Annotated in this window: 6 protein-coding genes; all 6 read left to right on the forward strand. The window is 72.0% G+C overall.

The annotated features are described in order from the left end of the window. Positions 1-84: 84 nt before the first annotated feature. The 6 genes from NHH00_RS18585 (at position 85) to NHH00_RS18610 (ending at position 21,910) form a co-directional block, all read left to right on the forward strand. Positions 85-3,963, forward strand: a complete 3,879-nt coding sequence (locus NHH00_RS18585) for an alpha-L-arabinofuranosidase C-terminal domain-containing protein (protein ID WP_253055032.1) — start codon at positions 85-87, stop codon at positions 3,961-3,963. Between the two features lie 256 nt (positions 3,964-4,219). Beyond that, a complete protein-coding gene (locus NHH00_RS18590; protein WP_253055033.1) occupies positions 4,220-8,410 on the forward strand; it encodes a beta-L-arabinofuranosidase domain-containing protein in 4,191 nt (1,396 codons plus the stop codon). Between the two features lie 169 nt (positions 8,411-8,579). After that, on the forward strand, positions 8,580-11,474 hold the full coding sequence (locus NHH00_RS18595; RefSeq protein ID WP_253055034.1) for a family 43 glycosylhydrolase: 2,895 nt from the start codon (positions 8,580-8,582) through the stop codon (positions 11,472-11,474). A gap of 152 nt (positions 11,475-11,626) precedes the next feature. Beyond that, a complete protein-coding gene (locus tag NHH00_RS18600; protein WP_253055035.1) occupies positions 11,627-14,044 on the forward strand; it encodes a family 43 glycosylhydrolase in 2,418 nt (805 codons plus the stop codon). Positions 14,045-14,282: 238 nt separating this feature from the next. Further along, the gene (locus NHH00_RS18605) at positions 14,283-19,220 is read left to right on the forward strand and encodes a family 43 glycosylhydrolase (protein ID WP_253055036.1); all 4,938 of its coding nucleotides are present in this window, start codon (positions 14,283-14,285) and stop codon (positions 19,218-19,220) included. A gap of 113 nt (positions 19,221-19,333) precedes the next feature. Beyond that, positions 19,334-21,910 carry an immunoglobulin-like domain-containing protein gene (locus NHH00_RS18610; protein WP_253055037.1) on the forward strand — a complete coding sequence of 859 codons (2,577 nt, stop codon included), beginning with the start codon at positions 19,334-19,336 and terminating at the stop codon, positions 21,908-21,910. Positions 21,911-22,119 lie beyond the last annotated feature (209 nt).

Genomic DNA, 22,119 nt, shown 5'->3' on the forward strand with positions numbered 1-22,119 from the left:
GTGAGCGTTCACACTAGGCTCGGCCACGATCCTGTTAACGCTCACACGCAATGGTGCGTGTCTCTCGACGATGAGAGGAAGCCCATGGATACGTCCTTCCACCCTCCACGGCCCCGCACGGCCCGCCGCCGGGCGGTCGCGCTGGCCGTCGCGACCGGCCTGGTCGGCACGGTCGCGCTCGCGACGTCGGTGCCCGCCACCGCCGCGGAGCCCGACCTGCCGGACGGCGCGTGGGTCGACGCGTTCGACGGCGCCGGCCTCGGCCCCGACTGGACGGTCGTCAACCCCGTTCCCGAGGCGCTGTCCGTCGCCGGCGGGAAGCTCACGCTCGCGTCGCAGCCCGGCGACACCTACCAGGACGCGAACAGCGCGAAGAACGTCGTGCTGCTCGACGTGCCGGCGGGCGACTTCACCGTCGTCACGCACGTGGAGGCGCCCGTCGCCTCCGTCTACCAGGGCGCGGGTCTCGTCGCGTGGCAGGACATGGACAACTACGTCCGTTCCGGGCTGACCTTCGTGGGCGACCTCTCGCCGTCGGGCCGCGCGATCGAGAACGACGTCGAGACCGGCGGCGTCTTCACCGCGGCCGCCTTCACGGACCGCCCGGGCTCCACCGGGGAGACGCTGCGCATGCAGCGCACCGGCGACACCATCGCGACGAGCTTCTGGGACGGCGCCGCGTGGCAGCCCGCGGGCTCCGTGACCGTCGACTTCCCGACGACGCACGTCGGCCTGTACGCGCTCGCCGCGCAGAACGGCACGTCGCACGCGGCGGCGTTCGACTACGTGGCGCTCCAGGCCGCCGAGGGCGCCGACCAGGTGCCCGACGGCGCGTTCACGCTCGCGGGCCCCGGCGACGCCCGGTACCTCGTGGCGACCGACGACGGCCTGGCCCTCGACGACGAGCGCCCCGCGACGACGGTCGCGCTCGCCGCGACCGGGGTCGACGGCCCCGACGGCACGTCCCCGGTCACGCTCACGGCGGGCGACCGCCCCGTCGTCGTGACCGGCGCGTCCCGGCTCTCCCTCGGAGCCGCGGGCGACGACGCGACCCCGCTGCGGCTCACCGACGCGGGCGGCGGCACGGTCTGGCTGCGCGCCGCGGCCGACCCGGAGCGGTACGCCGGCGTGCGCGCGTCCGACGGCGCGCTCGTCCTCGGCCCGCGTGACGCGGCCACGAAGCTCACGGTCACGCCCGCCACGAGCGCGGACCACGAGATCACCGTGGACCTCGCCGGCGAGCGCACGGAGATGAGTGACGAGCTGTACGGCATCTTCTACGAGGACATCAACTACGCGGCCGACGGCGGCCTGTACGCGGAGCTCGTGCGCAACCGGTCGTTCGAGTTCACCTCCCAGGACAACGGGTCGTTCACGGGGCTCACCGCGTGGAGCGCCGCGAACCGCGGCGGCGCGACGGCCACGACGCAGGTCGTGAACGACGCCGGGCGGCTCAACGCGACGAACCGCACCTATCTCAACCTGACGACGACCGCCGCGGGCGCCGGGGTGCGCAACGCCGGGTACAACACGGGCCTGTTCGTCGAGGAGGGGAAGTCGTACGACTTCTCCGTCTGGGCGCGGTCGGCGACGGCGCAGACCGTCACCGTGCACGTCGAGGACGCCGCCGGGACCACGGCGTACGCGACCGGCCAGGTCGCCGTCGACGGCTCGAACGCGTGGAAGAAGTACGACGTCACGCTCACCGCGACCGGCACGACGAACGCCGGGCGGCTCGCGCTGCTCTCCGGCGCGGCGGGCACGCTCGCGCTCGACCAGGTGTCGCTCTTCCCGCAGGACACGTGGGTCGGGCCGGTCAACGGGAAGTCGGTGCTCCGCAAGGACCTCGCCGAGAAGATCGACGCGCTCGACCCGCAGTTCCTGCGCTTCCCCGGCGGCTGCGTGACGAACGTCGGCACGTTCCGCACGTACGAGGAGTCGGGCTTCACCGACCGTCGCCGCACGTACCAGTGGAAGGAGACGATCGGCCCGGTCGAGGAGCGCGCGACCAACTGGAACTTCTGGGGCTACAACCAGTCGTACGGCATCGGGTACCTCGAGTACTTCCTCTTCGCGGAGGACCTCGGTGCGACGCCGCTGCCCGTCGTGTCGGTCGGCGCCAACGGCTGCGGCAGCACGATCCCCGAGATGACGGACTCGGCGCAGATCCAGCGCTGGGTGGACGACACGGTGGACCTCATCGAGTTCGCCAACGGCGACGTGACGACCGAGTGGGGCGCCGTGCGGGCCGAGCTGGGCCACCCCGAGCCGTTCGGCCTGAAGTACGTCGGCCTCGGCAACGAGGAGAACACGAAGACGTTCGAGGCCAACTTCCCGGCGTTCCGCGACGCGATCGCGGCCGCCTACCCGGACGTCCAGATCATCTCGAACTCCGGCCCGGACGACACGGGCCAGCGCTTCGACGAGCTCTGGGAGTTCAACCGCGAGCAGGACGTCGACCTCGTCGACGAGCACTACTACAACGACCCGCAGTGGTTCCTCGAGAACGACGAGCGCTACGACTCCTACGACCGCGAGGGGCCGCACGTGTTCCTCGGCGAGTACGCGTCGCGCGGCAACACCTTCGCCAACGCGCTCGCGGAGGCGTCGTTCATGACCGGTCTGGAGCGCAACTCCGACGTCGTGCGGCTCGCGTCGTACGCGCCGCTGCTCGCGAACGAGTCGTACGTCCAGTGGTCGCCCGACGCGATCTGGTTCGACAACGACGAGTCGTGGGGCTCGGTGAACTACTACGTCCAGCAGATGTTCTCCGCGAACGCGGGCGACGAGGTCGTGCCGAGCACGCACGCGGGCCCGGTGCCCGCCGACGCGACGCTCGACGGCGGCGTGTTCCTCTCCACGTGGAACACGGCCGCGCAGTACGACAACGTGCGCGTCACCGACAACGCGAGCGGCGAGGTGCTCTTCGCGGACGACTTCGAGTCCGGGGCGTCGCAGTGGGAGCCGCAGTCGGGCACCTGGGCGGCGCAGGACGGCGCCTACGTCCAGTCGGCGACGAACGTCACCGACGCCCGGTCGATCGTCGCCGGCGCGTACGCGAAGGACTGGTCGAGCTACACGCTCGAGCTCGACGCGCGCAAGACGTCGGGTGCCGAGGGCTTCCTCGTCGGCTTCGCCGCGGGCGGCCCGAACGACTACTACTGGTGGAACCTCGGCGGGTGGAACAACTCGCGCCAGGCCCTCCAGCGCGCGTCGGGCGGGAGCGCCAACGAGGTGAAGGCCGTCGAGAACCACTCCATCGAGGCCGGCCAGCCGTACCACGTCAAGGTCGTCGTCGAGGGCTCGACCATCGAGCTCTACCTCGACGGCGAGCTCCAGATGTCCTACGAGCAGCCGTCGACCAAGTCGCTCTACCAGGTCGTCAGGCGCGACGACGACACGGGCGACGTCGTCGTCAAGGTCGTCAACCCCACCGCGACCGCGGCGCGCACGCAGGTGCACGTCGAGGGGCTCGGGGCCGGCACGGGCATCGCGTCCGAGGCGACGGTCACGGAGATGGTGGGCGCGCCGTCGGACACCAACACCAAGGCCGACCCCGAGCGGGTCGTCCCGGTGGAGCGGACGCTGACGGGCGTGGGGGAGGAGTTCTCCTACGAGTTCCCCGCGCACTCGATCACGTTCGTGCGGCTGCACGCGTCCGACGCGGCGCCCGAGCTCGACCTCGCGGTCGAGGTCTCGCCGCGCTGCCTGGCGGGGAAGGCATACGTCGCCGTGCGCGCGACGAACGGCGAGGACGTCCCGGTCTCGGTGACGCTCTCCACGCCGTTCGGGCAGAAGACGGTCGCGGACGTGGCGCCGGGCAAGAACGCGTACCAGTCGTTCGCGGCGCGCGCGACGTCGGCCCCGGCCGGCACCGCGAGCGTCACGGGCACGGCGCTGGTCGACGGCGAGCAGGTCACCACGACCGTCGACGTCGCCTACGACGCGCTCGACTGCGGCTGACCCCGAGGTAGAGCCCTGGTCGCCCGAGGTAGAGCCCTGGTACCGCGAGGTAGAGGCGTGGTCATGACCACGCCTCTACCTCGGCGGACCACGCCTCTACCTCGGCGACACAGCGGCTGAGCAGAACTCTTCCCTCGTGGCCGGTCCGGCAGGCCACGAGGGCGCGGCCCGCGCGCGCCTCGCGCGGGCCGCCCCACCCGACGAACCCGTCCGACGCGCGGACGACGACGCCCGCGCGCGACCCTGAGGAGCAACGATGCACCCCCGACCGACCGACGGCGTCCGCCGTCGACCCGGCGGCGCGGCCCGGCTGGCGGCCGTGGCGGCCGCCGCCGCGCTCGCCGTGACCGCGTGGGCACCGTCCGCCGTCGCGGCCGACGCCCTGCCCGCGCCCGTCCTCGACCTCGCGTTCGACGGCGACGTCGCCGACGCGAGCTCGCTCGCCCACCCCGTGGCCCTGCGCGGCCACACCGGCTCCGTGCCGACCGGCTACTCCTACGTCGACGGTGTCGACGGGGAGGGCCAGGCCCTGCGCCTGAGCGGGAGCACGTACCTCGACCTCGGGTCGTCGACCGCGCTGCAGCCCGAGGACCTGACGCTCTCGTTCTGGGTGGAGCCGAGCGGCAAGCTCTCGGGCGAGCACGTGATCACGTGGAACAAGCGGGCCTACAACTCCGACGGCTGGTACCTGTCGTCCGAGTCGGACACGGTGCCGCTCGCGCTGTCGGTCGGGCCGGCGTCGGGCCAGCCGTACAAGGTCCGCGTCGCGAGCTCCGACCGTGCGGCGTTCTTCCCGGCGGACGAGTGGACGCACGTCGTCGTCACGTACGACCACGTGACGAAGGACGTCGCGTTCTACCGCAACGGCGAGAAGGTCCCGTCCACGGTGGCCAACGCCGTCGGCGGCGACGCGACGGGCGTGCTCGGCTCCGACCCGGCGCTGCCCAAGACGATCGGCTTCAACGGGCCGCAGTACAACGGCGCGTACCTCAAGGCGACGCTCGACGACTACCGCGTGTACGACGCCGTCGCGGACCTGGGCGACGTCGTCGGGCTGTACGAGGAGAGCGGGCGCACGGTCGACCGCGACGCCGTCGCGCAGGACGACGCCGACGCGCTGTCGCTGCCCGAGCGCGCGACCGTCGCGCTCGTGCTCCCGACGACGGGCTCGCGCGGGTCGACCGTGTCGTGGCGGTCGTCGCACCCCGACGTGATCGCGACCGACGGGACCGTGGTGCGGCCCGCGATCGGCGAGGACGACGCGCACGTCACGCTCACCGCGACGGTGCGCTACCTCGACGGCGAGCCCGTGACGCGCGACCTCGAGGTCGTCGTGCCGGCGTTCGTCGACGAGACGCCGCTCGAGGACACGGCGCTGCCGTCCGTGCTGCTCTCCGACGACTTCCTCCAGAACGCCGCGGCGAAGGAGCACGAGTACCTGCTGAGCCTCGACTCCGAGACGTTCCTCTACGAGTTCTACAAGGTCGGTGGGCTCACCCCGACCACGGCCGCCGGGTACGGCGGCTGGGAGCGCAGCAACGCGGTGAACTTCCGCGGCCACGCGTTCGGCCACTACCTGTCGGCGCTCGCGATGTCGTGGTCCTCGACCCGGGACCCGGAGACCAAGGACGCGCTGTTCACCGAGATCGAGGAGGGCGTGGGTGGGCTCGCGCGCGTGCAGGACGCGTACGCCGCCGCCCACCCCGGCTCGGCCGGGTACGTCTCGGCGTTCCGCGAGTCGATCCTCGACCAGGTGCAGGGCACCGGGACGTCGGACGAGAACGTCATCGTGCCCTGGTACAACCTGCACAAGGTGCTCGCCGGGCTGCTCGACGTCGCCGAGTACGTCGACGGCCCCGTCGGGGACCAGGCGCTCGCCGTCGCGACCGACTTCGGGCTCTACGTCCAGGGCCGCGTGGCGAAGCTGCCGAGCACCGACGTCATGCTCCGCACCGAGTACGGCGGCATGAACGAGGCGCTGTACGAGCTGTTCGACCTCACGGGCGACGTCCGGATCAAGGAGGCGGCCGAGGCGTTCGACGAGGTGACGTTCTTCCGCCAGCTCGCCGCGGGCCAGGACGTGCTGCCGGGCAAGCACGCCAACACGCAGATCCCCAAGCTGCTCGGCGCGCTCAAGCGCTACCAGGTGTTCACGCAGAACCCCGAGTACTACGACCTGCTCACGCCCGCCGAGAAGGACGAGCTGCCGATGTACCTCGCGGCGGCGGAGAACTTCTTCGACGTCGTGGTGCGCGACCACACGTACGTCACCGGGGCGAACAGCCAGGCCGAGCACTTCCACGCGCCCGGCTCGCTGCACGAGCGCGCCGACGAGCAGGGCACGGCGCGCAACGCCGAGACGGCCGAGACGTGCAACGAGTACAACATGCTCAAGCTCGCGCGCGAGCTGTTCACGCTGAGCAAGGACGTGCGGTACGCGGACTACTACGAGAACACGTTCATCAACACGATCCTCGCGTCGCAGAACCCGGAGACGGGGACGACGACGTACTTCAACCCCATGGCGTCGGGCTACCACCGCGTGTACAACCTGCCGTTCACCGAGTTCTGGTGCTGCACCGGCACGGGCATGGAGAGCTTCTCCAAGCTCGGCGACTCGATCTACTTCACCGGCCAGGGCTCGGTGTGGGTGAACATGTTCTTCTCCTCGACGGTCGAGCACGCCGAGGAGAACCTGCGGCTCACGCAGGAGGCGAACCTGCCGAACGAGGACACCGTGACCTTCCGCGTCGACGCGCTCGACGGCGGTGCGGTCGCCGAGGACGCGACGCTTCGGCTGCGCGTGCCGTCGTGGATCGCGGGTGATCCTGGCCTGGAGGTGAACGGCGCCGCCGTCGAGCCGGTCGTGTCGCGCGGGTACGTCGTGCTGCCCGTCGCCGCGGGCGACGTCGTCCGGTACACGATGCCGATGGCGGCGTCCGTCGTCGACACCCCGGACAACCCGTACTTCGTGGCCTTCCGGTACGGGCCGGTCGTCCTCTCCGCGACCCTCGGCGAGGTCCCCGAGCCCGCGTGGCAGGGCACGGGCATTCTCGTCCGCTCCTCCACGCGCGACGCCGACGCCCAGACCACCATCACGGCGGCGAACATGGGCGCCGACGAGTGGAAGGAGCGCATCGCCGAGAACCTCGTGCGCGTCGAGGACGACGCCGAGGGCCGGGTGCAGCTCCGGCTGCGGAACACCGCCGACGGCGGCGACCTCGTCTTCACGCCCCACCACACCAACTGGGACGTGACCTACGGGCTCTACCTCAACCTCGACGAGCCGGACTCCGCGGCGTCGCAGGAGCGCATCCTGCGCGCCAAGCAGGAGCTGCGCGACGCCGACCGCACCGTCGACAGCCTGACGAGCTTCGACAACAACAACTTCGAGAACGCGAAGAACCTCAAGCAGAGCGGGTCGTCGGTCGGGACGTTCTCGGGCCGCCAGTTCCGCCACGCGAACGGCACGGGCTGGTTCAGCTACGACCTGATGATCGACCCGGCCTCGGCGTCGAACCACCTGGGCGTCACGCTGTACTCGGGCGACCAGGGTCGCGTCTTCGACGTGTACGTGAACGACGAGAAGCTGAAGACGATCACCACGGTCGCGAACGCCCCGACCAAGGACGAGCAGGGGTTCTACGTCGACACGACGCAGCTCCCCGCGAGGTACCTCGAGATCGGCGAGAACACGCGGTGGAAGGTCGACAGCGCGGGCGAGTACGTGCTCGACGAGGACGGCGAGCGCATCCCCGTGGTCACCGTGCGCTTCCAGGCGACGGGCGGCTGGGCCGGAGGCGTGTTCGGCGTCCGGGTCGACCGCGCGGCGTCCTACGACGCGACGCCCCGGCTCGCGGCGCTCGCGTTCGACACCGGCGCGCTCGCGCCAGCGTTCGACCCGGCCGTCACGGACTACACGCTCACCGTGCCCGAGGGCACGACGAGCGTCGTGCTGGACGCCGACCCGCACGTGCCGAGCGGCCTGGTCCGTGTCGACGGCGTGCTGATCGACGACACGCAGGGTCGCGTCGTGCCGCTCCCCGCGGACGGGAGCGCGCGGACCGTGGAGGTCGTCGGCGTCGCGCAGGACCACCGGACGGCCACGACCTACCGGGTCGAGATCGTGCCGGGGGCGGCGGCCGTCGTGCCGCTCGACGTCGAGGTCTCCCCGCGCTGCCTCGCGGGCAAGGTCTACGTGGCCGTGCGGGCGACGAACACGGGCGACGCGCCGGTGGACGTGACCCTGGCGACGCCGTACGGGGAGAGGTCCTACCCGGCCGTCGCCCCGGGCGCGAACGCGTACCAGTCGTTCGCCGCGCGCTCGGTGTCGGTCCCCGCCGGCACCGTGACCGTCACGGGCTCCGCGGTGCTCGACGGCCCCGACGGCCCGCGCGAGGTCACCACGGCGTACGACGTCCCTCTCGACGCCCGCGCCTGCGGCTGACGCCCGTCCCGCCGACGGAGCGACGCAGTCCGCCGGGGAGGTCCCGGGGCCACGGCCCCGCGACCACCCCGGCGGACCGTGGCCCGCGCCGGGCGGGCCCGAGAGCGATATCGGTATCGATACCGCTCTCCGCACGATCGACCATGACCTCGACGAGGAGGAGAGAGAGATGAGCAGGCAGGTGAGGGCGGCCGTCGCGGCGGCGCTGGCGGGAGTGCTCGCGCTCGGCGCGAGCACGACGTCCGCGGCGGTGGCGGACGAGTCGAGCGAGGGACCGGGAGGAACGAGCACGATCACCGGGCTGACGACCACCGACCACGGAGACGGGACGTACGGTGTCCCGCTGCTGGGCAGCGACGTCCCCGACATCTCCGTGGCACGCGTCCCCGCGGCCGAGAGCGACGAGGGTCGCGACGTCTACTACATGATCAGCACCACGATGCACCTCGCGCCGGGCGCGCCGATCATGAAGTCGTTCGACCTCGTGAACTGGGAGATCGTCGGGTACGTCTACGACCGGCTCGGCGTGGGCGACGTCTCCTCGCTGCGCAACGGGCAGAACGGCTACGGCAACGGTCAGTGGGCGTCGTCGTTGCGCTACCACGACGGCACGTTCTACGTGGTCTTCAACACCAACGACCTGGGCGGGTCCTACCTCTTCCGCACGGACGACGTCGAGCACGGCGCGTGGGAGCGCACCGCGCTCGGCCGGGGGTTCCACGACCCGTCGCTCTTCTTCGACGAGGCCGACGGCGGGACGCCGTACATCTTCTACGGCTCGGGCGCGACGAGCGCCGTCCGGCTGAACGACGACCTCACCGCGATCGAGGCGGACTTCCCGAACATCTTCCGTGCCGAGGACTACGCGGGCGAGCGGTTCGTCGGCGGGCTGTTCGAGGGCGCCCAGGTGCACTACATCGACGGCGAGTACTACGTCGCGATCATCACGTGGCCCAGCGGCCAGAACCGCCAGGAGGTGCTCCTCCGCTCGCCGCACCTGCTGGGTCGCTACGAGACCGCCGACGGGTCGAACCCGTACGTGGCGCGCAGCGCGCTGAACTCCGACGGCTTCGCCCAGGGCGGGCTCGTCGAGGTGCCCGACGGCGCGGGCGGCTACGAGTGGTGGGGCATGTTCTTCCGCGACACCTACCCGCTCGGACGCATCCCCGCGCTCATCCCCGCGACGTGGGAGGACGGCTGGCCCACGTTCGGCGACGACGGCGTGGTCCGCGTCGGCGACACGTTCGCCAAGCCGATCGTGCTGGACCCGGCGACGGAGCGCCGGGAGCGGCTGAAGAGCATCGTCGCCTCCGACGACTTCGCGAACGACGCCGAGCACCGCGCGTTCAGCGACACCGTCTGGGAGGTCCCCGACGCGCCCACGTACGACGAGTCCCTGCTCGGCGTCGAGCTCGTCGCCAACCCCGGGTTCGAGGACCCGACGACCGCACCCTGGGCAGCGCAGTTCGGGGCGACGCTGACGCGCGAGACGAGCGGCGCCGCGTCGGGAACGGGCGCGCTGCGCGTGGCGGGCCGGACGCTCAACGGCTCCGGCCCGAACCAGCAGCTCGGCGGGAAGATCCAGGCGGGCGTGACCTACGAGGTCTCGGCCCGGGTCCGGTACGCCACGGGGCCCTCGACGGTCCGCTTCAACCTGGTCGGCGACTGGGGTGCGGGCGTGAAGACCCTGGCCTGGGCGGACGCGACCCCCGGGGAGTGGGCCACGGTCCGCGGCACCTACACGGTGCCGACCGGCACGGACGTGAGCACGTTCAAGCTCGCGGTCGAGACGCCGTGGGCGAACCCGCAGCCGCCGTCGTCGAGCGTCGAGTACCTGCTCGACGACGTGTCCGTCGTGGGCCGCGCGCCGGACGTCGAGACGCCCACGCGCGAGGAGGTGTCGTACAACGGCTCCGACCTCGACCTCGCGTGGCAGTGGAACCACGCGCCGGACAACCGGTACTGGTCGCTCACCGAGCGCGAGGGCTGGCTGCGCCTGACCAACGGGCACGTCGTCACCGGCGAGGCGGAGTACACCAAGGCGCCCGGGCGCGACCTCACGTATCTCGAGGAGGCGCGCAACACCCTCGGGCAGCGCACGTTCGGCCCGACGTCGTCGGCCCAGACGAGGCTCGACGTCTCCGGCATGCTCGACGGCGACGTCGCCGGGCTCGCCGTCTACGGGCGCAGCTTCGCGTACGCGGGGATCCAGCAGGTCGACGGCGAGCGCACGCTCGGTCTCGTCACCCGGCTCCAGCCGTTCGCCGACACGATCGACCGCGAGGCGGTCGAGTCGTTCGTCCCCGGGTCGCAGGTCCCGCTGGGCGAGCGCACGGACGTCCACCTCAAGGCGGACGCGGACTTCGCCTCGCCGAACGGCCAGCTCTGGGTGCAGTACTCCTACAGCCTCGACGGGCGCACCTGGCAGCCGCTCGGGGCCCGCCAGGGGCCGCTCGTCATGGACTGGAGCCTGTCGCACTTCATGGGGTACCGGTTCGGCCTCTTCTCCTACGCCAAGGAGCGGACCGGCGGCCACGTGGACTTCGACCACTTCCTCCTGAGCGACGTGCTCGACGCGGACGGCGGCGCCGACCGGACGGCGCTCGACGCCGTCGTCGCCGAGGCCGAGGGGCTCGATCCGGCGCACTACACGGCCGAGTCGTGGTCCGCCGTCGCGAAGGAGCTGGCGGCGGCGCGGGCCACGACCGCGCCGTCGACGCAGAACGAGGCCGACGCACCCGCGCGGGCGCTCGCGCTCGCCGTCGCGTCGCTCGTGCGGGCCGACGTCGCCGAGGTCGCGTTCACGGCCGAGGCGAGCGTGCGCGCGCTGGCCGGGAAGGACTACGTCGCCGTGCGCGTGACGAACGACGAGGACGTCCCCGTCGACGTCGTCGTCACCACGCCGTACGGCAGCCGGTCGTTCGCCGACGTCGCGCCGGGCCGTCACGCGTACCAGGCCTTCGCGAGCCGCCTCGCGAGCGCCCCGGCGGGCGAGGTGACGGTCTCGGTCACCCGCTCGACCGACGGGTCCACCGCGACCCGCACGGTCACGTACGGCGGCTGACGCGCCGCCGACCCGCCGGCGGGTCGCTCGGGCGGGCCGCCGGTCCCGGACGAGAGGAGGGCGCACGACGACGGCGCGACACCGCCGTCGGGCACGACCGTCCGCGCGAGGCGCGCGGACGAGGCACGACACACACCGATCGAGGAGGATCCATGGACACGCACCACCGCAGACGACGCCGCCTGCGCGGCGCCGTCGCCGGGGCCGCGCTCGCGACGCTGCTCTCGGCGTCGCTCGCCGCGCTCCCGTCGTACGCCGCGGACGAGGAGCTGGTCGTCAACGGCGGCTTCGAGGACGGCACGACCGGCTGGTTCGTCAACAACGGCAACGCGACCGACAAGGCCGTGCTGTCGACCACCGACCAGGCGTTCGCGGGCGAGGCCGCGGCCCTGACCACCGAGCGCGCGACGACCGGCTCCGGTCCGATGCAGGACCTCAGCGGCAAGGTCCGCGCGGGCGAGACGTACGAGCTCACGGCGAAGATCCGGTACGACGCCGCCGCGGCCCCGGCCACCAAGCAGTTCTTCGCCACGATGCACTACGGCGGGGGGACGTACACGAACCTGGTGAGCGTCACCGCGACCAAGGGCCAGTGGGCGACGTTCGACGGCCGGTTCACGATCCCGGCCGACCAGAACGTCAGCACGGCGCGGCTGTTCTTCGAGACGCCGTGGACGAGCAACCCGTCCGCCGACCCGGCGACGCACCTCATGGACTTCGTGCTCGACGACGTCTCCGTCGTCGGCGCGGCGCCGCCCGGGCCGCCCTCGAAGACCATCGAGGTCCTCGGCAAGCTGCCCGGCGAGCACAACCCGCTCATCTCCCACAAGTTCGGGGCCGACGGGTTCGGGTTCGTCGAGGACGGGCGCGTGTACATGTACATGACGAACGACACCCAGGGCTATGCGCCCGACCCGGTGACGGGCGTCTCGCCGCAGATCAACTACGGCAGCATCAACCAGATCACGCTCATCTCGTCCGAGGACCTCGTGAACTGGACGGACCACGGCGAGATCCAGGTCGCCGGACCGCAGGGCGTCGCGCCGTTCACGAACAACTCGTGGGCGCCGGGCATGGCGAAGAAGACGGTCGACGGCGTCGACAAGTACTTCCTCTACTACGCCAACGGCGGCGGGTCGTCGAACGTCATCACGGGCGCCTCGCCGCTCGGGCCGTGGACGAGCGAGCGCGACAGCACGCTCATCGACGGGCGCACCCCGGGTGCCGAGGCCGTGGCCTGGAAGTTCGACCCGGCCCCGCTCGTCACCGACGACGGCGCGTACCTCTACTTCGGCGGCGGCCCGGCGTCGACGTCGATGCCCGCGGCGGAGCGGTTCAACAACCCGAAGAACATCCGCGTCATCGAGCTCGGCGACGACATGGTCTCGACGCAGGGCACCGCGGCCGTCGTGGACGCGCCCGTGGCGTTCGAGGCGGCGCAGGTCTTCGAGCGCGAGGGCAAGTACTACCTGTCGTACTCGTCGCACTTCGGCGGGAACGACTTCGGCGGCAACCAGGCCACGCTCCCGGGGTACCCGGGCGGCGGGCAGATCGGCTACATGATCTCCGACGACCCGATGTCGTTCCCCAAGGAGACGTACGCCGGCGTGATGTTCCCGAACCAGTCGCAGTTCTTCGGCGCGGGCACGGGCGGCAACAACCACCAGTCGGTGTTCGAGCTGGACGGCAAGTACTACTTCACGTACCACGCGCCGACGCTCAACAAGCGCATCAACGGGAACACCACGCAGGGCTACCGCAGCCCGCACATCCAGGAGCTGACGTTCAACGCGGACGGCACGGTCCAGCAGGTCGTCGGGGACTACGCGGGCGTGGACCAGGTCAAGGACCTCGACCCGTTCCAGGTGCTCGAGGCCGAGACGTTCGCGTGGCAGCAGGGCCTCGCCACCGCGAAGGTCGACGGCGGCTCGGCGCAGTTCGGGGACGCGGCGCCGAACCTCGTCGTCCGCGACGTCGACGCCGGGGACTGGTCGGCGCTGTCGTCGGTCGACTTCGGTGACGGTGCCGCGAGCGTCACGGCGCGCGTCAAGCCGCTCGTCGAGGGCGCCACCGTCGAGGTGCGCCTCGACGACCGCGAGGGTGCCGTCGTCGGGACGCTCGACCTCGACACCCCCGTCGGCGAGTGGGCGGACGTGACCGCCGCCCTCGAGGGGGCGAGCGGCGTCCACGACGTGTACTTCACGTTCGCCGGCCCCGCGGGCGCCGACCTCGTCGAGGTGGACACGTGGGAGTTCGCGGCCGACGCCGCCGCCCCGGCCGTCGAGCTCGACGTGACCGCGTCCGCACGCTGCCTCGCGGGCAAGGCCTACGTGGCGGTGCGCGCGACGAACTCCGGGGACGTCCCGGCCGACGTCACGCTCGCCACGCCGTTCGGCACGCGCGTCGTGGAGGACGTCGCGCCGGGCGCGAACGCGTACCAGTCGTTCGCGGCCCGGTCCACGTCGCTCGCGGCCGGGGTCGCGTCCGTCACGGGCACGGCCGTGCTCGACGGCGCCGACGTGAGCACGCCGTACGAGGCCGCGTTCGACGCGCTGGCCTGCGGGGGCTGAGGACGGGACGGACGGCGCGCACGTCGCGCCGAGACCCCCGGGAGCGGGTCGGCGTCCCGGACGCCGGCCCGCTCCGCCGCTGGAGCCGGGCGCCGCAGGAAACTCGATATCGGTTTCGACGACGTAGAGCGCCCTGGACCCTCGTCATGTTTGCGCTCACATGTTAGCGTTCACACGCGCGTCCGACGACGGACCTGCGACCGGCGCTGCCGCCGGGCACGACGACGAGGAGTCACCGATGACCTCACGCCACGAACCACCCCCGACGCCCGCGGAGCCCCGCGCCCGACGCCGACGCCGCTCGCTCGCCGCGCTGCTCGGGCTCGCACTGGTGGCACCGCTCGCGCCCGTGGGCGCGGCGGCCGCCGGCCCGATGCCCGCGGCACCCGCGCCGGTCCCGGCTGCGGCCGAGCCGAGCGCGGAGGGGCTCCGGCTCTGGCTCCCGCTCGACGAGACCGCGGGCACCGTCGCGCACGACGCCTCCGGCAACGGCCTGGACGGGACCCTCACCGGCTCCGGCGGCGGCTGGCAGCCCGGCCAGGGCCTGACGTTCGGCGGGTCGAACCACGTCGACCTGCCCGACGACCTCCTCGCCGGCTACGACGCCGTGACGGTGAGCGCGGACGTGTGGGTCGACGCGTCGCTGACCGGCAACTACTTCTTCTACACCCTCGGCAACCCGGCGGTCGGCACCCCGCAGTCCGGGAACGGCTACCTGTTCTCGACGGGCAACGCGAACTACCGCGCGTCGATCTCCGACCTCGCGTGGGGGCGCGAGCAGAACACCGCCAAGGCTCCCGCCGCCGCGCTGCAGCGCGGAGTCTGGAAGACGATCACGTACACGCTCGGCGGTGGCACCGCGCGGCTGTACGAGGACGGCGCGCAGGTCGGGCAGAACACCGCGGTGACCATCACGCCCGGTGCGATCGGCGGCGGCACGACGACCGCGAACGCGCTCGGGAAGTCGGCCTACGCCGCCGACAACCTCTTCAAGGGCCGCATGAAGGACTTCCGGCTCTACGACCGCGCGCTCACCGCGCAGGAGGTCGCCGACCTCGCGTCCACCGGCGCGCAGCACGCCGTCGCGGCCGACGCCGCGGCCCTCGACCTCGGCGACACGACCGCCGTCGTCACCGACCTCGCGCTCCCCGCGAAGGGCGTCGGCGGCTCGGCGGTGACCTGGGCCAGCTCCGACGAGGCGGTCGTCTCCGCGAGCGGTGCGGTCACGCGGCCCGCGGGCGACGAGCCCGCGACCGCGACGCTCACCGCGACGGTGGCCCTGCGCGGCGCGACCGAGACGCGGACGTTCGACGTCACGGTCCTGCCGGGCGACGGCGACCAGGCCAAGGCCGACGCCGCGGCCGCAGCGCTCGAGGTGACGAACCTCGACGACGTGCGCGGCAACCTGACCCTGCCCACCGCGGGGCTGCACGGCGCGAGCGTGACCTGGGCGTCGTCGTCGGGCACGATCACCCCGACGGGCGAGGTGACGCGCCCGGCCCACGGCGAGGACGCGGACACCGTGACCCTCACCGCGACGGTGACCGTGGGCGAGGCGACCGCCACGCGCGAGCTCGCGGCGCACGTCCCCGCGCTGCCCGAGCAGGAGGACCTCGCGGGCTACCTCTTCTCCTACTTCGTGGGCGAGGGCACCGCCACGGGCGAGCAGGTCTACTTCGGGCTCAGCCAGGGCAACGACCCGCTCAAGTACCAGAACCTCAACGACAATCAGCCCGTCCTCACGTCCGAGCTGGGGGAGAAGGGTCTGCGGGACCCGTTCATCATCCGCTCGCCCGAGGGCGACAAGTTCTACCAGATCGCGACCGACCTGCGGATCTACGACGGCAACGGCTGGGACGCGGCGCAGCGCACGGGCTCGAAGTCGATCATGGTGTGGGAGTCCACGGACCTCGTGAACTGGACCGACCAGCGCCTCGTGCAGGTCTCGCCCGACACCGCCGGCAACACGTGGGCGCCGGAGGCGTACTACGACGAGACGATCGGCGCGTACGTCGTGTTCTGGGCCTCGAAGCTCTACGCGGAGGACGACCCGGACCACACCGGCAACACCTACAACCGGATGATGTACGCCACGACGCGCGACTTCGTGACGTTCAGCGAGGCGCAGGTGTGGGTCGACCCGGGCTACTCGGTCATCGACTCGACCGTGACGCGGCACGACGGCCAGTACTACCGCTTCACCAAGGACGAGCGGAACAACACGTCGTCCACGCCGTGCTCCAAGTTCATCCTCGCGGAGAAGGCGGCCGAGCTGCGCTCGACGGACTACGAGTTCATCACCGACTGCATCGGCAAGGCGAACTCCCTCGGCGGCGGGATCAACCAGGGCGAGGGCCCGACGATCTTCAAGTCGAACACCGAGGAGAAGTGGTACCTCTTCATCGACGAGTTCGGCGGCCGCGGCTACGTGCCGTTCGAGTCGACCTCGCTCGACGCGGCCGAGTGGACCATGTCCACCGACTACGAGATGCCGTCGCGCCCGCGCCACGGCACGGTGCTCCCCGTGACGCAGGCCGAGTACGACCGCCTGCTGAAGACCTACCAGCCCGACGCGTTCGTCGAGTCCGTCGAGGACGTCGCCGTGACCGTCCAGACCGGCTCCGCGCCGGTGCTGCCCGCGAGCGTCACGGCACGCTTCGCCGACGGGTCCACGGGCTCGGTGGACGTCACGTGGGACGCGGTCGACCCGGCGTCCTACGCGCAGGCGGGGTCGTTCGAGGTCGCCGGCACGCTCGGCGGCGGCGTGAGCGTCCGCGCCCGCGCGGTCGTCACCGTGACCGACGACGTCGTCCCCGTCGAGGGCCTGAGCGTCACCCCCGAGTCGCTCGAGGTGGGCGTCGGCGGCACGCGGCAGCTCACCGCGACCGTCACGCCCGCCAACGCGACGGCGCGCGCGATCACGTGGGCGTCGGACGACGCGGACGTCGCCACGGTCTCGGCCGACGGCGTCGTCACGGGCGTCGGCGAGGGCCACGCGCTCGTCACGGCGACCACCGCCGACGGCTCGCACACCGCGTACGTGGCGGTCGAGGTGACCACGGAGATCCCGGGCCTCGTCGTGCGGTACGCGTTCGACGAGACGAGCGGCACGGCGGCGGCGAACACCGCGCCCGGGTCGACGTTCGGCCCGGCGACGCTGACCAACGGCGCGGCGTTCTCCGGCACCGGGGAGGGCGTCCGGCTCGACGGGACGGACGACTACGTCGACCTGCCCGACCACCTGCTCGCCGGACTCACCGACGTCACGGTCGCGCTCGACGTCAAGGTCGCGACGGACCAGGCGACGCCGTACTTCGTCTATGGTCTCGGCAACACGAGCGGCACGGCGGGCAACGGGTACCTGTTCACCACGGGCAACGCATACCGCACGTCGATCGCGACGGGGAACTGGACGACCGAGCAGACCGTCACCAAGAACGCGAACCTCCAGCGCGGGGTGTGGAAGCACCTGACGTACACCTTGTCCGGCACGACGGCCGTGCTCTACGAGGACGGCGTCGAGGTGGGCCGCCAGACGGGCGTCACGATCGACCCGAAGGACATCGGGAACGGCTCGACGCTCGCCAACTACATCGGCCGCTCGCTGTACTCGGGCGACCGCTACCTCAAGGGCTCGGTGCGGGACTTCCGGATCTACGACCGCGCGCTCACGGCGGACGAGGTCTACCAGATCGGGGCCGACCACACGGCGGTCACGGGCGCCGAGCTCGACGCGCTCAAGGTGCCCGCGATCGTCGACGGGGCGAGCTCGACCGTGACGCTCGCCGTCGAGCCGGGCACGGACGTCTCCGCGCTCGCGCCGGTCCTCACGGTCTCGCCGCGCGCGACGGTGACGCCCGCCAACGGCTCGGTGCAGGACCTCACGCAGCCTGTGGCGTACACCGTGACCGGGCCGGACGGGTCGTCGCGCACGTGGACGGTCCAGGCGAAGCAGATGGGCAGCCCCGTACTGCCGGGGACGTACGCCGACCCGAACATCGCGCAGTTCGGCGACACGTTCTACCTCTACGCCACGACCGACGGCACGCCGGGCTGGGGCGGCAAGGACTTCTACGTCTGGAAGTCCACCGACCTCGTGACGTGGGAGCGCTCGGAGCAGCCGTTCCTCACGCTCGACGGCGCGAACGGGAACGTCCCCTGGGCGACCGGCAACGCGTGGGCGCCCACGATCATCGAGCGGGACGGGAAGTACTGGTTCTACTTCTCCGGCCACAACCCGACGTACAACCGGAAGACGATCGGCGTCGCGGTGGCCGACAGCCCCGAAGGGCCGTTCACCGCGCAGCCGACGGCGATGATCACGAACGGCGAGGCGGTCACGTCCGGCCAGGCCATCGACCCGGCCGCGTTCCGCGACCCGGAGACCGGGAAGTACTGGCTCCTGTGGGGCAACGGCGGCCCGTCGAACGGCCCGGTCATGGCCGAGCTGAACGACGACATGACGTCGATCAAGCAGGACACGCTGCGGCGCATCCCCGGCCTGACCGACTTCCGCGAGGGCCTGTTCCTCAACTACCGGGACGGCGTCTACCACCTCACGTACTCGATCGACGACACGGGCTCGGAGAACTACCGGGTCGGCTACGCGACGTCGGACAGCATCGACGGACCGTGGACGTACCGCGGCGTGATCCTCGAGAAGGACGCCTCGCAGGGCATCCTCGGGACCGGGCACAGCTCGATCCTCAACGTCGAGGGCACGGACGACTGGTACATCGCGTACCACCGGTTCGCGATCCCCGGCGGCGACGGGACGCACCGCGAGACGACGATCGACCGCCTCACGTTCGGCGAGGACGGCCTCATCCAGAAGGTCGCGCCGACGCTCGAGAGCGTGGACCCGGTCGACGTCACCCCCGCCCCCCGGGTCGAGCTGACCGTCGAGGCCACGCCGCGGTGCCTCGCGGGCAAGGTCTACGTCGCGGTCCGGGCGACCAACGCGGGCGACGTGCCCGCCGACGTCACCCTCACGACCCCGTACGGCACGAGGACGTTCGCGGGCGTCGCCCCGGGCGCGAACGCCTACCAGTCGTTCGCGACCCGCGCGACGTCGGTCCCCGCCGGCACCGTGACCGTCACCGGCACGGCGACGCTCGACGGCACCCCGGCCATGACGACGTACGACGTCGCCTACGCCGCGCACGCCTGCGGCTGACGACCCCGCCGAGGTAGAGCCGCAGGTCGCGAGGTAGAGCTCCCCGAGCTCTACCTCGCGACCGCGGGCTCTACCTCGCGGCACGACCTGCATCTCGACGAGGAGAGGACGACATGAATTCCACACACCGAGGACGCTCGGCGCTCGCCGCCGGGCTCGTGGGGGCGCTCGCCGTCTCCACGCTCGCCACGGCGGTCGCCGCACCGGCGGCCGCAGACGTCGGGGGGCCCACCGACGACGGGCTCGTCGCGTGGTACCCGCTCGACGCCGCGAGCACGACCGGCGGCACGACGGCGAACCTCGCCGAGGGCTCGACGTTCGGCCCGGCCACCCTGGTGGGCGGCACGGCGACCCCCGACGGCACGACGCTCGACGGCACGGACGACTACGTCGACCTGCCGGACCACCTGCTCGCCGGGCTCACCGACGTCACGGTGAGCCTGGACGTGCTCGTGAGCCAGGACCAGGGGACGCCGTACTTCGTCTACGGGCTCGGCAACTCGAGCGGGACCGCGGGCAACGGCTACCTGTTCACGACGGGCAACGCCTACCGGACCTCGATCGCCACCGGGAACTGGTCGACCGAGCAGACGGTGACCAAGGGCTCCAACCTCCAGCGCGGCGTCTGGAAGACCCTCACGTACACGCTCACCGGCACGACCGCGACGCTCTACGAGGACGGCGTGCAGGTCAAGCAGGCCACGAACGTCACGACCGACCCCGGCCAGATCGGGGGCGGGCAGACGACCGCGAACTACGTCGGCCGCTCGCTCTACTCCGGCGACCGGTACCTCAAGGGCCAGGTCCGCGACTTCCGCCTCTACGACCGCGCGCTCACGGCGGCCGAGGCGGGCGAGCTCGCGGCGGAGACCTCGACGGCGGCTGCCGACGCCGACCTCGCCGCGCTCGACCTCGGCGACACGAGCGCCGTCACCACCGACCTCGTGCTGCCCACGACGGGCGCGCAGGGCTCGATCGTCACGTGGACGTCGTCGGACGCGGGCGTCGTCAGCGCCACGGGGAAGGTCACCCGGCCCGCCGCCGGCGAGGACGACGCGACGGTGACGCTCACGGCGCTCGTCACGCGCGGCGCGGTCGCCCGCACCGCGACGTTCGACGTCACCGTGCTCGCCCACCTCGCCCCCGCCGAGGCCGTGGCGTGGGACGCGAGCCACGTCGTCGTGCCGCACCTCGACGACGTGCGCGGCAACCTCACGCTGCCCGCCGACGGGGCCAACGGCTCCGCCCTCACGTGGGAGAGCTCCGACCCCGCGACCGTCTCGGCCACGGGCGAGGTGACGCGGCCCGCCCACGGCGAGCCGGCCGCCGTCGTGCGGCTCACCGCGACCGCGACCAAGGAGGGTGCGACCGCGACGCACACCTACGACGCGACGGTCCGCCCGCTGCCCGCCGCGGCCGACTACGAGGGCTACTTCTTCCCGTACTTCGAGGGGGAGAGCACCGCGGACGGCGAGTCGGTCTACTTCAGCGCGAGCAACGGCAACGACCCGCTCGACTGGGTGGAGCTCAACGACGGCGAGCCCGTGCTCACGTCGACGCTCGGCGAGAAGGGCCTGCGCGACCCGTTCATCATCCGCTCGCCCGAGGGCGACCGGTTCTTCCTCCTCGCGACCGACCTGCGGATCTACGGCGGCAACAACTTCGGCAACGCGCAGGAGCGCGGGTCACGCGCCCTCATGATCTGGGAGTCGACCGACCTCGTGCACTGGTCCGACCAGCGCATGGTCACGGTGTCGAGCGCGTACGCGGGCAACACGTGGGCGCCCGAGGCGTTCTGGGACGCGCAGCGCGGCGAGTACATCGTCTACTGGGCCTCGGCGCTCTACCCGACGACGTCGACCGACGGCCGCCGCATCGCCGACTCCTACCAGCGCATGATGTACGCCACGACGCGCGACTTCGTGACGTTCTCCGAGCCGCAGGTGTGGATCGACGAGAAGCGCGGCAACGGCCTCGGGATGATCGACTCGTCGATCGTCGAGCACGACGGCACGTACTACCGGTTCACCAAGGACGAGGCGTACATGATCCCGCGTCTCGAGAAGTCGACGGACCTGCGCTCGACCGACTGGGACCTCGTCGCCGAGAAGATCGGCTACGGCCAGCCCAACCCGTGGGGCGGCACGCTCACCGCGGGCGAGGGGCCGACCGTCTTCAAGTCGAACACCGAGGAGAAGTGGTACCTCTTCGTCGACCAGCCGAGCTACCACGGCGGCCAGGGCTACCTGCCGCTCGAGTCCACCGACCTCGACTCGGGCGTGTGGACGTCCGTCGACGCCCACCTGCCGAGCAGCCCCCGCCACGGCACCGTCCTGCCGATCACGGCCGCCGAGCACGCCGCGCTCCTCGCGGCCTACGGCGAGCAGCCGCCGGCGCCCGAGCTCGACCTCGCGGTCGAGGTCACGCCGCGCTGCCTCGCGGGCAAGGCGTACGTCGCCGTGCGCGCGACGAACGGCGAGGACGTCCCGGTGACCGTGACGCTCACGACGCCGTACGGCGAGAAGACGGTCGCCGACGTCGCGCCGGGGAAGAACGCGTACCAGTCGTTCGCCGCCCGCGCGACGGCGGTCCCGGCCGGGACCGTCACGGTGACCGGCGTCGCGACCCTCGACGGGAAGGAGGTGACGACCACGCGCGAGGCGCAGGTCGACGCGCTCGACTGCGCCTGACACCCGCGAGGCCGCACCCCGCCGAGGGAGAGGCGAGGTACCGCGAGGAGAGGCGTGGTCACGACCACGCCTCTCCCTCGACGGACCAGAGCCCTCCCTCGGCGACGCGGCGGCCGGGCGGAACCAGCACGAGCGTCGGACGCGGGGCTTCCCTCCTTGCCGCCGACGACGCTTCCACCACTCGACGACGAGTGAGAAGGAGCGACAGC

The sequence above is a fragment of the Cellulosimicrobium cellulans genome (assembly GCF_024124905.1).
Taxonomy (GTDB): Bacteria; Actinomycetota; Actinomycetes; order Actinomycetales; family Cellulomonadaceae; genus Cellulosimicrobium; species Cellulosimicrobium cellulans_G.

Coding starts and splice junctions, on each gene's coding strand:
- NHH00_RS18585 (WP_253055032.1), top strand. CDS start 85: ATGGATACGTCCTTCCACCCTCCACGGCCCCGCACGGCCCGCCGCCGG.
- NHH00_RS18590 (WP_253055033.1), top strand. CDS start 4,220: ATGCACCCCCGACCGACCGACGGCGTCCGCCGTCGACCCGGCGGCGCG.
- NHH00_RS18595 (WP_253055034.1), top strand. CDS start 8,580: ATGAGCAGGCAGGTGAGGGCGGCCGTCGCGGCGGCGCTGGCGGGAGTG.
- NHH00_RS18600 (WP_253055035.1), top strand. CDS start 11,627: ATGGACACGCACCACCGCAGACGACGCCGCCTGCGCGGCGCCGTCGCC.
- NHH00_RS18605 (WP_253055036.1), top strand. CDS start 14,283: ATGACCTCACGCCACGAACCACCCCCGACGCCCGCGGAGCCCCGCGCC.
- NHH00_RS18610 (WP_253055037.1), top strand. CDS start 19,334: ATGAATTCCACACACCGAGGACGCTCGGCGCTCGCCGCCGGGCTCGTG.